At 68.3% G+C, this 13,261-nt stretch carries 14 protein-coding genes and 1 tRNA gene; 8 read left to right on the forward strand and 7 right to left on the reverse strand.

Translation table 11 applies throughout. The features are described 5' to 3' along the window. Positions 1 to 12: 12 nt before the first annotated feature. Positions 13 to 642 carry a PH domain-containing protein gene (locus tag ACFOYW_RS15145; RefSeq protein ID WP_390230665.1) on the reverse strand — a complete coding sequence of 210 codons (630 nt, stop codon included), beginning with the start codon at positions 640 to 642 and terminating at the stop codon, positions 13 to 15. 120 nt (positions 643 to 762) lie between these two features. Between ACFOYW_RS15145 and ACFOYW_RS15150 the strand changes: the two genes are divergently transcribed. The 3 genes from ACFOYW_RS15150 to ACFOYW_RS15160 all read left to right on the forward strand — a co-directional run bounded on the left by ACFOYW_RS15150 (position 763) and on the right by ACFOYW_RS15160 (position 4,013). Next, a complete protein-coding gene (locus ACFOYW_RS15150) occupies positions 763 to 2,415 on the forward strand; it encodes a SulP family inorganic anion transporter (protein ID WP_390230668.1) in 1,653 nt (550 codons plus the stop codon). Between the two features lie 91 nt (positions 2,416 to 2,506). Continuing rightward, entirely contained in the window at positions 2,507 to 3,340 is an 834-nt protein-coding gene (locus ACFOYW_RS15155; RefSeq protein ID WP_390230671.1) for an undecaprenyl-diphosphate phosphatase, read from the forward strand. A gap of 67 nt (positions 3,341 to 3,407) precedes the next feature. Beyond that, complete coding sequence (locus tag ACFOYW_RS15160) at positions 3,408 to 4,013, forward strand: RNA polymerase sigma factor (protein ID WP_390230674.1); 606 nt, start codon at positions 3,408 to 3,410, stop codon at positions 4,011 to 4,013. Here ACFOYW_RS15160 and ACFOYW_RS15165 read toward each other — a convergent pair. From ACFOYW_RS15165 to ACFOYW_RS15185, 5 genes are all read right to left on the reverse strand, one after another. Continuing rightward, a complete protein-coding gene (locus ACFOYW_RS15165) occupies positions 3,988 to 4,413 on the reverse strand; it encodes a TlpA family protein disulfide reductase (protein WP_390230677.1) in 426 nt (141 codons plus the stop codon). The genes ACFOYW_RS15160 and ACFOYW_RS15165 overlap by 26 nt on opposite strands. Further along, on the reverse strand, positions 4,370 to 4,876 hold the full coding sequence (locus ACFOYW_RS15170; RefSeq protein WP_390230680.1) for a hypothetical protein: 507 nt from the start codon (positions 4,874 to 4,876) through the stop codon (positions 4,370 to 4,372). Before ACFOYW_RS15170 ends, ACFOYW_RS15165 begins: the two co-directional genes overlap by 44 nt. A gap of 5 nt (positions 4,877 to 4,881) precedes the next feature. Beyond that, a complete protein-coding gene (locus ACFOYW_RS15175) occupies positions 4,882 to 5,133 on the reverse strand; it encodes a hypothetical protein (RefSeq protein WP_390230683.1) in 252 nt (83 codons plus the stop codon). A 640-nt stretch (positions 5,134 to 5,773) separates the two neighbouring features. Continuing rightward, on the reverse strand, positions 5,774 to 6,637 hold the full coding sequence (locus tag ACFOYW_RS15180; protein ID WP_390230686.1) for a hypothetical protein: 864 nt from the start codon (positions 6,635 to 6,637) through the stop codon (positions 5,774 to 5,776). A gap of 93 nt (positions 6,638 to 6,730) precedes the next feature. Then, positions 6,731 to 6,815: transfer RNA gene (locus tag ACFOYW_RS15185), tRNA-Leu, on the reverse strand. A gap of 109 nt (positions 6,816 to 6,924) precedes the next feature. On the opposite strand from ACFOYW_RS15185, the gene ACFOYW_RS15190 reads away from it, so the two are divergent. Both ACFOYW_RS15190 and mshC read left to right on the forward strand, forming a co-directional pair. Then, a complete protein-coding gene (locus ACFOYW_RS15190; protein ID WP_390230689.1) occupies positions 6,925 to 8,253 on the forward strand; it encodes a M20/M25/M40 family metallo-hydrolase in 1,329 nt (442 codons plus the stop codon). A gap of 13 nt (positions 8,254 to 8,266) precedes the next feature. Further along, the gene (gene mshC / locus ACFOYW_RS15195) at positions 8,267 to 9,511 is read left to right on the forward strand and encodes a cysteine--1-D-myo-inosityl 2-amino-2-deoxy-alpha-D-glucopyranoside ligase (protein WP_390230692.1); all 1,245 of its coding nucleotides are present in this window, start codon (positions 8,267 to 8,269) and stop codon (positions 9,509 to 9,511) included. A 47-nt stretch (positions 9,512 to 9,558) separates the two neighbouring features. On the opposite strand, the gene ACFOYW_RS15200 is transcribed toward mshC, so the two are convergent. Continuing rightward, positions 9,559 to 10,527 carry a PAC2 family protein gene (locus ACFOYW_RS15200; RefSeq protein WP_390230695.1) on the reverse strand — a complete coding sequence of 323 codons (969 nt, stop codon included), beginning with the start codon at positions 10,525 to 10,527 and terminating at the stop codon, positions 9,559 to 9,561. Between the two features lie 52 nt (positions 10,528 to 10,579). On the opposite strand from ACFOYW_RS15200, the gene ACFOYW_RS15205 reads away from it, so the two are divergent. From ACFOYW_RS15205 to ACFOYW_RS15215, 3 genes are all read left to right on the forward strand, one after another. Continuing rightward, positions 10,580 to 11,251, forward strand: coding sequence for an HAD family hydrolase (locus ACFOYW_RS15205; RefSeq protein ID WP_390230698.1), 672 nt, complete (start codon positions 10,580 to 10,582; stop codon positions 11,249 to 11,251). Positions 11,252 to 11,265: 14 nt separating this feature from the next. Next, entirely contained in the window at positions 11,266 to 12,270 is a 1,005-nt protein-coding gene (locus tag ACFOYW_RS15210; protein ID WP_390230701.1) for a tRNA (adenine-N1)-methyltransferase, read from the forward strand. Between the two features lie 85 nt (positions 12,271 to 12,355). Then, entirely contained in the window at positions 12,356 to 13,252 is an 897-nt protein-coding gene (locus tag ACFOYW_RS15215; RefSeq protein WP_390230703.1) for a peptidylprolyl isomerase, read from the forward strand. Positions 13,253 to 13,261: the final 9 nt, after the last annotated feature.

A 13,261-nucleotide genomic window follows, 5' to 3' on the forward strand; every position in this document is an offset into this window, starting at 1 on the left:
GCGCGAGCGTCGCTAATGCAGGATGCCGGCGACGAGAAGCGCGACGAGTGCGAGCGCGATGAGGCATTCGCGCAAGTTGACGGTGGAACGGACTTCCGCAGCCGCAACCGGAGCGCCGGACTCGGCGGCGCGGTGCTGCCATCGGTCCCATTCGCGGCGGATGTAGCCCGCGGCCAGCGTCGAATCAGCCGAGTCGGCGCGCCGATCGAAGCGAAGGGCGTCGCCGATCTGGCGACCGTCGTCAGGCAGCATCAGGTTGAGCCGGACCTGCTGGTCCGCACCCAGGGTCGCAAAGGTCGAGGCCTGCGCTGCGCCCGGCGCCGCCCACGCGTGATACGCCCGGCGCTTCGTGCGGATCAGCAGGGTGAAGCTCGGCTGCACATCGATGATCGCGCTCCACGGGATCCGCACCGTGCGAAAGACATTGACGAGCCCCACGCCGTGCTCGCCGACCGTGACGCTCGGCACTCCGAACAGCATCCAGCACAACCACGCCACCAGAAGGAACGCGGGTGCATACACGAACAGATCGCCCCAGAACCGCTGCACGAAGATCGATACGAGCGCGAGCGCGAGAAGAGCCCACACGATGACGCACAACCACATGCCGAAGCGCGGCTTGAGGGTCACATCACTGGTCATGGCCGGACTATACGACGGTCTAATACTTCCCGACAGGGGGCGGTGCTCCTCCAGGGGGTCAGCGCCCCTCGACGGGGGCGCGCACGACCACGTCGCGCCCGAACCGCAACAATAGGGACCATGCCTCTGCTGGCGGGCGCGAACCGACATACCTGGCGCGGGGAAGCGCTCATGGGCATCACGCTCGCCGCGATGTCAGCGCCGGTCGCGATGGCGTTCGCCGGATTCGCCGGGCTGCCACCGATGATGGGGTTGTACGCACTCATCGTGCCGGGCGTGATCTTCGCGTTCTTCACCGGCACGGGTCGCCTCACCGCCGCACCGGACGCGGTACTCGTCGCGCTCATCGTCGCCACCCTCACGCCGTTCGCAGCTCCGGGCACGCATCGCTACGTCGAGCTGGCGATCGCGCAGTCGCTGCTCGCCGCAGTCGCCTTTCTCGTCATGACGATCACCCGCGTGAGCCGCGTGGCGGTGCTGTTGCCGCGGCCGATGCTCGTCGGGTTGTCCGCAGCGATCGCCGCGGACTTCCTCGCACGCGAGATCGCGGCGATGTTCGGGATCCGGCTGGGCACGCGCATCACCGGTGCCGCAGGCAACGGATTCCTGCACATCGGCACCGTGCTCGCTCAGCTCGGCGATGCCGACGTCTGGGCCGTCGCCGTCGCGGCCGGCGCCCTCGTGATCCTTCTGGTGGGGCGCCGCATCGGCCCACGACTCCCATGGGAGCTCGCCGTCTACCTCGTCACCTACGCCGCCTATCACGTATTCGGCCTGAGCGGCACCGGGGTCGGGACGATCGGAAGCGCAGGGGGCGGCGCCTCCGGCGGCGGTCCGCAGCTCGCCGTCCCGGCGCTCAATGGGAGCGAATGGTTCGAGCTGATCCCCGGCGCGCTGGTCCTCGTCGTCGTCGCGTTCGCCCAGCACCAGGACGCCGACCCCGGCTACCAGCAGGCACGGTCGCGCGACGGCATCGCGTATGCCGCGGCGAATGCTGCGAGCGGCCTCACCGGCGGCTTCGCCATCGGCCCGTCACCCGCGCGGCGGGCGCGGCTCGACGAACTGCGCTCGACTTCGCAGCTGCCCACCGTCGTCGCCGCGCTGCTCATCCTCGTCACCCTCGTCTTCTGGGGCGACTTCCTCGGCGACATCCCGCTGCCCGCATTCGCGGCCATCGCCGCGGTCGCGACGTGGCCGCTCCTGCGGCTGCGCGAGGTGCGCACGATCTGGCGCGCATCGAAGAGCGAGTTCGTTGCAATGTTGCTCGTCTTCGCGGTCACGCTGGTGTTCGGGGCGCTCTGGGGCGTGGCCGCCACGGCCGGATTCGGTGCGCTTCGGATGGTGGCCGCAGCATCCGCACCGCCGATCGACGTCGTCGACGCCGACGGACGCCCCATCGCCTCGCTGCGACCCGGCAGCCCGGCACCGCGCGCGACCGCGCGCGGAGTCAGCGTCGTGCGATTCGCGGCGCCGATCCAGGCGGCTGCGGCGGGGAGCCTGGTACGTGGCGTCCGCTCCGCACTCAACACCCCCGACGGCCGCGATGGGTCAGGCATCCGCCACCTCGTTCTCGACTGCGAGGCGATCGGTTCCATCGACACGACGGGTGCACAGGTGCTGCGCCATCTGCTCGCCGAGGCCGCGCAACGCGGAATCAGCGTCGACTACTGCCGGACGCGAGCCGTGCTGCGCGTCGAACTCGAACGCCACGGCCTGCTCGGCGGCAGCCATGTCTTCCGAACTGTGCGCGAGGCGCTCGACGCCCTCGCTTGAGCGGCCCGGTAATCTGACCGGGGCCGCCTTCAGTCTCTTCAGACTTCGAGACCTTCGAACTTTCTCAGTGCGGCAGCGAAAGGATCCCTGAGTGAATCTGCTGCAAGCGATCGTCCTCGGCATCGTCGAGGGCGTCACCGAGTTCCTCCCCGTCTCGAGCACGGGCCACCTCACGATCGTCGAGAAGCTGATGGGGCTGCAGGTGAACGCCAAGGGCGTCACGGCCTTCACTGCGATCATCCAGGTCGGCGCCATCATCGCCGTCATCATCTACTTCTGGCGCGATATCGTGCGGCTGATCGCGGCGTGGGTGCGTGGACTCGCGAACCGCAACGCGCGCGGCCAGGACTACCGGCTCGCGTGGTTCGTGATCATCGGCACGATTCCCGTGGGGATCGTCGGATTCCTCGCCCGCAACTTCATCTCGGGCGGATTGCGCAACCTGTGGGTCGTGGTCGTCGCGCTCGTGGTGTGGAGCGCCGTGATGTGGTTCGCCGAGCGCGTCGCGCTCAAACAGCGCAACGAAGAGAAGATGAACCTCACCGATGCCATCTTCATCGGCGTCATGCAGTGCTTCAGCCTCGTGCCGGGCGTCTCGCGCTCCGGCGCGACGATCAGCGCCGGCCTCATGCGCGGCCTCGACCGCGTCGCGGCCACGCGCATCTCGTTCTTCCTGTCGATCCCCGCGCTGATCGCCGCGGGCGGCTTCGAGGCCGCGACGTCCGCGAAGGACATCAGCCACACCGTCGGCTGGGGCATGACCGGCGTCGCCACTCTCGTGAGCCTGATCGTCGCCTACGCCGCAATCGCGTGGCTGCTGCGCTTCGTGCAGCACCACAAGATCAGCGTGTTCATCTGGTACCGCATCGCCGTCGCAGTCGTCGTCGCAGCCCTGCTGATCACCGGGGTGATCACCGCCACCTGAGCGTGCCGCGTCACGTGAGTGGGGAAATCGCAGCCGCAGCGCACGCCGGACTCGCTATCCTCGCCGCATGCCGGAGACGCAGCGGAATCACGACGATGAAGTGCTCTGGCAACAGGTGCTGTGCGGGGTAGAGACCTGCTTCGCCGCTCTGTACGTGCGGCACAGACCACGCATCCTTCGGAAGGCGCTGACCCTTACGGCCGATGCGGCTGAGGCGGAGGACATCACGGCCGCCGCCTTCCTCGAGCTGTGGCGGCGGCGGGCGGAGGTGCGGCTGGTGGATCGGTCGCTCCTGCCGTGGCTGTACGCGACGACGCGCTTCATCGCACTGAACTTCGATCGCGCACGACGGCGCCGTGAGATCGCGTTCGCCAAGACGCCGCCGCCGGAGCCGCTGCCCGATGTCGCCACGACGGCGGACGAGAGCATAGATGGTCAGCGCCAGGCTCGTGCCCTGGACGACGCGCTGTCGCAGCTCGGGCCGGCCGACCTCGCGGTGGTGCGGCTGTGCCTGCTGGACGAGTTGCCCCTCGCGCAGGCCGCAGCAGCGCTGAGCGTTCCGCTCGGCACCCTGAAGTCACGCCTCCATCGCGTCAGGGCAAAGCTCCAAGGCATGCTGACCTCGGCCTTCGTGCTGTGGTGGTGTCTCACTCCCGCAGCAGGGTGGGGATGACCGTGTCAAGCGCGGAGACATAGGCGTTGACCGGCCCGATCACGGAGGCGGCCACTCTGCCGGTCTTATCGAGCACGAGGGTCGTCGGCGTCGCCCGGGGAGGCCGAGCGTTCGCGAAACTCAGCTGAACTGCACCGGATGTCGCGTCCAAGATCGACGGATAGGTCACGCCGAACGTCTCCTCAAAGCTCCGCGCAGCGGCGGCGTCGTCCCTCGTGTTGACCCCGACGAAGACCACCCCGTGAGTACCGAAGCGCGCAAACATCCGCTGCAGCTCCGGCGCCTCGAGCCGGCACGGCGCGCACCCCGCCCACCAGAAATTGACCATGGCCACCTTCCCCAGCGCGGTGGAGGAGTCAAACCTCCCGCCGGTCGCAAGCGACCCCGAAAAGCTCGCCACCGCTCCGCGCTCCGGCGGCGTGTACTCGCGCAACGGCGATGCGGTTGTCGCGCCGCCGCGTGCACCAGTGCCGCTGAGTGCGGGCAGTGTCGTACAGCCCGCAACCAGAAGAGCAGTGGCGAGCCCAGCTGCGGCGCGGATTAGCCGTGATCGCGAGAACACCTGCCGGCTCCAATCCAATGCAATCCGATCCGATGCCGCGAGCGGGCGAAGCCATGTGCGCCTGATCACGGGTGTCGACACTCTGATATGTCCGCTGCGGCGGATTGGTTGCAGACGGATCGCCGCGGCGCATCGATACGAGCTGCTGCGCAGGCACGAGCACGGGTGCGACCGTGAACTGCTTCAGGGCAAAACAAAATCCCAACCAGAGCCAGATGACCAGTGCGGCACCCCAGCTCAGCGTGGCATCGACGAGTCGGCTCACAGTGACGCTGGGATGCCGGGCCGCGAGCTCGGCCACGCCCATCAAATACTTCCCGGTGAGCGGATGTTCCAGATTCGCGGTGACGTGTCGTGCAGGTACTGCCACCCGGCCGTCGCGTACGTCACCTCGTCGCCGGCGAGGTTCCCCGCGCTGAGGTGGTCCGGCTCGATAACGGCGCCGAGCGCGAACACGACCGCGAAGAGTGCCGCGGTCAAGAGGGGCACGCGTCGCCGGCGAGAGCGAGCAAGCGAGCCCTCACGGCCTGTGCCCGGGACAGAGGCGGTGGACTTCACGGCGTAACCATATGCGGCAACCGCAGTCGAGCCGACGACGGGCAATGAACGTTGAAATTGCACGGAAATGACACGACCCGCCCCTACTCGTCGCGCATTATGCGCACTAGCGTGTGGCGTATGTCAGCAGCCAAGGGAACCGCAAGCGGTGTACGTCGGCCGCTGCTATGGGCGGGCGCAGTCGCCGTTGCGGGCGCGGCTGTCGTTATCGGCGCCCACTTTGTTCCGCCGGCACACGCTACGAGCGCCGAGACGCCATCCCCTTCGCGATCAAGCGCCGCGCAGAACGTCTCGCTGCCGGGGCTCACTCTGCACCTCCCTGCGAGCTATCAGTTGACGAAGCTCTACGGCTGCACCGCCGCAACGGCGTACAACGGGGCCGCCTCGGCGTATGTGTCGCTATGGCAGTTCAAGTGGAACGCGCCGTTCGCATGCCCCGACACTCCGGCCGCTCCGGCTCCGACGCCCGCCGCGCCGCCGTCCAGGGTACCGAAGATCTCCGTCATCCCCTATGACACGAGAACCCCGCAGGACGACCCGGCGACCGCGGCGAAGCTCGTCCAGACGCGCACGGCTGCCGGCCAGCAAGTTGAGGTTGAGACCGGCCTAGGCGGTGCAACGAACGACACCGTTCTGGTCTTCACCCGCAGCCATGTGGCCGTCGACGTCGCGCCAGCCTCGCCGGCTTCACCCGTCGTCGCGCAGCTTCTAAGCGGCGCTTCAAGCTGACACTGGGGACCTCGGGGCCTTCACCCCCGCAGCCGTACCAGGTGTCCGTGAACTCGCCGTCGTTGGCGCCCGATGTCGGCTTGGAGAGATATGCGCCGTTGTACACGATGAACAGTCCGTTGTGGTCGGCGCCCTGGCGAATGTAGGTCAAGCCCGCGCCGTCGGAGTTCACCTCGACCATCTGCCACGGGTCGGTGCCGAAGTCACGCAGCGTCGTGTACTTCTTCGCGATGGCGCCGCGCTCGTCGACCGCCTCGCCGGTCCAGTCATCCCAGAAGTCGCTCGCAGGTAGGTTCGCGAACGTCGAGCTACTGATGTTCCCTGTCGCACCGGTAGTCAGGTCATGCCAGCTGAACGTCGCGGTGCCGGCGGAATAGGTCGTCGAGATGTTGAACGTGTCGCCCTGGTTGGTGTTGGCGATCGTGACAGGGACGGTGCCGGTGTCGGTCGTTCCGTCGATCGCCTCGTAGAACAGGAAGCTGTTGGTGGTATGGCCGTTCCAGAATCCGTTCTGCAGCAGCTTGGTGCTGTCCCACCCGCCGATGCCGACCCAGTTCGTGTAGCTGTCCGGCTGCGTCGAGCACTGCGAGCCGCCCTTGAATGTCGTGCGGCCGTAGACCTCCGTGATGCCGCCAGCGGTGGAGATCGACCCCGACCAGTTGTCGCTGTCGAGCTCGGCGCCGCTGCCCACCGGCTGACCGACGCTCGGGCCGGCGGCGAGCCCCGCAGAGGTGTCGAGCGTGTTGGCGCACACGGATACCGGTTCGCTGCCCACCTTGACAACGCTTAGCACTTTTTCTAGCACTTCAACAGAAAATAACCCCCGGCCCGGAGTATAAAATCCTGGTCAGGGGCCATTCTCAGTCTGTGCGCGAGGGGGGACTTGAACCCCCACGCCCTATACGGGCACTAGCACCTCAAGCTAGCGCGTCTGCCTATTCCGCCACCCGCGCGCACTTCCAGCGGGTCGAAAAACCTTCAACCGCCGAAGAAAAACCCTAGCACGGATTACCGGTGCGGCTGACCACGGGCCACGTCGGCGGCCGGCACTAGCGTAGGAGTATGACCGATCCCGTGCGCCCCGGATCCGACGTGCACTCCGAACTCGACGAGACCGCGATCATCGCGCGCGAGCTGATCCGCATCGATACGACGAACTACGGCGACGGGAAGTCGAAGGGCGAGACCGAGGCGGCCGAATACGCTGCCGCCAAGCTCGAGGCGCTCGGACTCGCACCGCAGCTTTTCGACGCTGACACCCGACGCACGAGCGTCGTGGCGCGCGTCGAGGGCAGGAACCACGACAAGCCGGCGCTCGTGGTGCACGGCCACCTCGACGTGGTGCCCGCCGATGCCTCCCAATGGAGCGTCGACCCGTTCGCAGGTGAGATCCGCGACGGCCTGCTGTGGGGTCGCGGCGCCGTGGACATGATGGACATGGACGCCATGATCCTGACCGCCCTCGGCGACGTGCTGAGCAACGGCGGTCAGCCGGAGCGCGACCTCATCGTCGCCTTCTTCGCCGACGAGGAGAACGGCGGCGTCTTCGGCTCCCATTTCCTCGTACGCGAGCGCCCGGAGTTGTTCGCCGGCGCGAGCGAGGCGATCAGCGAAGTCGGCGGCTACTCGATCGATGTCGAGGGCAAACCGGCGTACTTGCTGCAGACCGGTGAGAAGGCGATGATCTGGGCCCGGCTCGTCGCCGAGGCGCCCGCCGGGCACGGCTCGCGTCTCGTCAAGCGCAATGCTGTGACCGAGCTCGCCGAAGCGGTCGCGAAGATCGGGCGCCTCGAGTGGCCGGTCGAGCTCACCGACACGACGCGCGAGCTCATCGCCGAGCTGAGCAGCATCCTCGGCGTCGAGCCAAAGCAGGTCGGCCCCGACGAGATCGTGCTGCGCACCGGTTCAGCCGCTGGTTTCATCACCGCGACGCTGCGGTCCACGGCCAACCCCACGATGCTCACGGCGGGCTACAAGTCCAATGTGATTCCGGGCCGCGCAGAGGCCCGAGTCGACATCCGTCCGCTGCCCGGCCAGGAAGATGCGGTGCTCACCCAGCTCGAGGAACTCGTCGGCGAGAACGTCAGGATCGAGATCGTCACGAAGGACACAGGGCTCGAGAACCCCACGTCCGGCGAGCTCGTCGACGCCGTGCGCGCGACGATCGAGCGCAATGACCCCGGCGTTCCGGTGCTGCCGTACCTCATGCCGGCCGGCACCGACAACAAGGCGCTGTCGCTTCTCGGCATTCGCGGCTACGGCTTCGCGCCGTTGAAGCTGCCGCCCGATCTCGATTTTCCCGCCATGTTCCACGGCGTTGACGAGCGCGTCCCTCTCGACGCACTCGTGTTCGGCCGCAAGGTGCTCGGCGAACTGCTGGCCGAGTACTAGGAGAGACGACTCGATGGAAGCATGGCCCACCCCTCTGCTGCCCACCTCTGTTCCCGGCCGCGGTGCGGCCCCACTGCTCTACGACAGCGCGACGCAGGGACTGGTCGCCGCCGAGCCGACCGGTGACACCGCGACGCTCTATGTCTGCGGCATCACGCCGTACGACGCGACGCACCTCGGCCACGCCAACACCTACCTCGCGTTCGACACGCTGCAGCGCGTCTGGCGGGACGCCGGTTACACCGTGCGGTATGCGCAGAACGTGACCGATGTCGACGACCCGCTGCTCGAGCGAGCCGACCGCGACGGCGTCGACTGGCGCGATCTCGCGCGCAGCGAGGTCGATGGCTTTCGTGCCGACATGACCGCGCTGGGGGTCATTCCGCCCGACGCATATGTCGCAGTCACCGATCGCATCGACGCTGCGGCCGTCGCGACGGCCGAGCTCCTCGCGGCGGGGCTCGCGTATCGGGTGCCGGCGGCCGAGGCATCCGATGACAGCGACGGCGCCGACATCTACTTCGACCAGATCGCCGCATCGGATGTCTCGCCCTGGCAGCTCGGCGACGAGAGCCGCATGGCCCGCGACGAGATGCTGCGGATCTTCGCCGAACGTGGCGGCGATCCCGACCGCGAAGGCAAACGCGACGAGCTCGACCCGCTGCTGTGGCGCGCCAAGCGCGACGGCGAGCCGTGGTGGGAATCACCCGTCGGTCGAGGGCGGCCCGGCTGGCACATCGAGTGCTCCGTGATCTCGCTCGACGAGCTCGGCGGCAGCACGATCACGGTCCTCGGCGGCGGATCCGACCTGATCTTCCCGCATCACGAGTTCAGTGCCGCGCACGCGGCGGCGTTGACCGGTGAGCCCGCGGCCCGGTTATATGCGCACGCCGGCATGATCGCGTACCAGGGCGAGAAGATGTCGAAGTCGCTGGGGAACCTGGTGAAGGTCAAGGATCTCGTCGTCGCGGGCGTCGACCCGCAGGGCATCCGTCTGGCGCTGCTGGCCCATCACTATCGCGCTGACTGGGAGTGGACGGATGCTTCGCTCGCGAGCGCGTCGTCGCGACTGCAGCGCTGGCGCGACGCACCGCTCACAGACGACTCGGGGGACGCGCTCGACCGGCTTCGCTCCGCCCTGCACGACGACCTGGACACCCCTGGTGCGCTCGCCGTCATCGACGCGGCGGTCGACGCAGGCGGCCTCTCAGGCGAGCTGCGCTCCCTGATCCACCTGCTGCTCGGCATCACCCTCTAGCGCGAGCGATCAGTCGCTGGCGCGAGAGGCCGGCGCGCACGGCGCACTCAGTTGTTGGGGCGCCAGGGCTCAGACGGCGGGGTGCCGGGGCCACCGGCGGTGCCCCCATCGCGCCCGTCACCGCGGCGCCGCAGATAGCGCTCGAACTCCTGCGCGATCGCCTCGCCGCTCGCCTCGGGCGAATCGACCGTGTCGCGGGCCTGCTCCAGCTGCGCGATGTATGCGGCCATGTCCTCGTCTTCGCCGGCGAGCGTGTCGATGCCGCGTTCCCACTCGGCGGACTCTTCGACGAGTTCGCCACGCGGGATCGTGACGTCGACGAGCTCCTCGAGCTTGTCGATGATCGCGAGCGTCGCCTTCGGACTGGGTGCGTTGTGCACGTAGTGGGGGACCGACGCCCAGATCGAGATCGTCGGGATGCCGACGGCCTCGGCCGCCGACCCGAGCACGCCGAGAATGCCGGTCGGCCCCTCGTACGTCGAGCGCTCGAGTCCGAACTCGTGCCGCACGTCGGCGTTGTCGCTCGACGCGCCGACCGAGATCGGCCGCGTGTGCGGCACGTCGGCGAGCAGCGCCCCGAGGAACACGATCGCGTCGACGTCTGCGGCGAGCGCCGCGTCGAGCAACTCGCCGACGAACGCCTTCCAGGTGCGCGAGGGCTCGGTGCCGAGCAGCAGATAGATGTTGCCGGTGTTCGCGCCGGTGACGCCCAGCTCGGCGTCTTCGGCGAGGTCGCGAGGCAGCTGGCCGGGCCCGGCCGGCCCGTAGAGCACGGCGCCGGGCCACTCCAGCATCCGATGGCCGTCATCGTCGAGCTTCGTGACGGGCCGGGTGAACTGGAAGTCGTAGTAGAGCTCGGGGTCGACCTCGTGCAATGGCACGACGTCGAGAACATCCTTGAGTGCCCGTACCGCGCCGGTCGCGGCTTCCCCTGCGTCGTTCCAGCCCTCGAAGGCCACGACCAGAATGCGGCCGTCCAGGATGCCCTTGCCGTCAGTCAAACGCCACCTCGCCATCGGTTCCGAATGCGTCTCACCAGGATAGGCCCCGCCGATAGACTCCACCCCTGTGACCCAGCTTCCCGCCGCCGTGCTCTTCGATATGGACGGCACCCTCGTCGACACCGAGCCGTACTGGATGATCGCGGAGTCGGAATTGGTGCACTCGTGGGGCGGAACGTGGACTCACGACGACGGGCTGACGCTCGTCGGCAACGGCCTTGAGGTGTCGGCCGCGGTGCTCCAGTCCCGCGGCGTGGATCTCGACATCGCGACGATCATCAACAAGCTCACCGACCGTGTCACCGAGCAGCTCGCCGAGGTAGGCGTGCCGTGGCGACCCGGCGCACAGGAACTGCTGCGCAGCGTGCGCGACGCGCGCATTCCGACGGCGCTCGTCACCATGTCGTTCCGCCGCATGGCCGAGCAGATCGCGAGCTACATCCCCTTCGAGCCGTTCGACACGATCGTCGCGGGCGACGAGGTCGAGAACCCGAAGCCGCACCCCGAGGCCTATCTGGCGGCGGCTCAGCGGCTCGGTGTGCAGGCATCCGCTGCGGTCGCGATCGAGGACTCGCTCGGTGGTCTGGCCGCGGCCGTTGCGGCCGGCACGATCGCGATCGGCGTCCCTCATATGGTCCCGCTCCCGGAGAGCGGCGACCACACGATCTGGCCGACCCTCGACGGCAGGACGATCGAGGACCTGCGCGCGCTCGCGGAGCAGCGGGCGGGAGACCGTTGAGCGATCAGGCGCCCGTGAACACGCCCGCGTTCAGCGGCCCGTTCCGCGCGGGTGACCGGGTGCAGCTGACGGGCCCCAAGGGGCGGCTCAACACGATCACGCTGGTGCCGGGCGAGAAGTTCCACACGGAGCGCGGCTTCATCGCGCACGACGACATCATCGGTGCGCCTGACGGCATAGTCGTCAGCAACTCGAGCGGCGCCCAGCACCTCGCGCTGCGCCCGCTGCTCAAGGACTTCGTGATGTCGATGCCGCGCGGAGCGGCGATCGTGTACCCGAAAGACGCGGCGGCGATCCTCTCGAGAGCCGACGTCTTCCCGGGCGCGACGGTCGTCGAGGCCGGTGTCGGGTCCGGCGCGCTCTCGCTGTGGCTGCTGCGCGCGATCGGCGCGGAGGGGCGGCTGGCGAGTTTCGAGCGGCGGCAGGAGTTCGCCGACATCGCGATGGGCAACGTGAGCGGATTCCTCGGCTACCGCCCCGACAACTTCGACATCACCGTCGGCGATCTGACGGATGCCGTGACCACTGCGTTCGACCCGGGCACAGTCGACCGGGTCGTGCTCGACATGCTCGCACCGTGGGAGCCGCTCGACGCCGTCGCGACGGTGCTCAAGCCCGGGGGAGTGCTGCTCGCCTACGTCGCCACGGTGACGCAGCTCAGCCGAGTCGCGGAGGCGATTCGTGACACCGAGTCGTTCACCCACCCCGACGCCGATGAGACGATCGTGCGCGGCTGGCACGTCGAGGGCCTCGCCGTGCGCCCCGACCACCGCATGGTCGGGCACACCGGCTTCCTCATCACCGCGCGACGTCTCGCTCCGGGTGCACAGCTGCCCGAGCTGAAGCGCCGTGCGAGCAAGTCGAGCTATTCCGACGAAGACGTCGAGGCGTGGACCCCCGGCGCGCTCGGGGAGCGGGGCAAGAGCTCGAAGGTGCTGCGCAAGAAGGCGAGAGAGGCGCAGCGCATCGCGGATGCCAGGAACCCTGACGACCAGGTCCCAGACGACCAGGTCCCATAAGTTCCTCCACTAGAGTGTCGAGCGTTTGACCCAGCCCGTGGAAACACCCCGCCCGTGGAAACACCCGCCCGTGGAAAGAGCATCCGTGCGCCGTACCGTCCCCGCCCTGATCGTCCTTGCTGCCCTTGCCGGCGCGGCCCTCACAGGGTGCAGCGCGTCGAATGAGGCATCGGCCTGCACCGTAACCAGTGGGAACGGGTCAGACTCGGTCACTGCGACGGGCAAGTTCGGGCAGGACCCGCAGGCCAAGGTGCCGTCGCCGCTCAACGTGTCGAAGACCGAGTCGAGCACCCTGATCAAGGGCACGGGACCGCGCGTCAACAAGGGGGGCGCGGCCGAACTGTCCGTGACGATCTTCGACGGAAGCTCCGGCGCCAGCCAGCCGACCCAGACCGGCGTCTTCCCCGTCGTCGCGAGCCAGATCAGCAAGGGCCTCGCCAACGCGCTGGCGTGCACCAACCAGGGCTCGCGCATCGCGGTGGTCATTCCCCAGAAGGACGGGGCGAGCATGTTCAGCGTGCAGGGCACCGTCGTCGCGGTCGTCGACGTCGACAAGGCCCTGCCGAACCGAGCGACGGGCCACGTGCGGCCCGCGACGCCGGGCTTCCCGACCGTCATCCTCGCCCCCAACGGCCAGCCGGGCATCGTGATCGGCGACCACTCCGAGCCCACCAAGGTGTCGTCGGCGACCCTCAAGCAGGGCGATGGCGCGAAGACGAAGAAGAGCGACACCCTCATCGTGCAGACCCAGACCGTCGAGTGGTCCGACCCGACGAGTGCGAGCGGCTCGTGGGAGCAGGGCTCGCCGGCGACTCAGACGCTTAACGACGGCTCGGCGCTGTCGAGCCAGCTGATCGGCAAGCGCGTCGGATCGCAGATCATCGTCCAGGTGCCGAAGAGCAAGAGCAGCGACGGCAATGCCTCAGTCACGGTGGTCGACATCCTCGGCGTTCTGCCCGCGGCAGCGGCGAGCGCGCAGTAGTTCTTAAAC

The organism is Gryllotalpicola reticulitermitis (genome assembly GCF_042651345.1).
Lineage (GTDB): Bacteria > Actinomycetota > Actinomycetes > Actinomycetales > Microbacteriaceae > Gryllotalpicola > Gryllotalpicola reticulitermitis.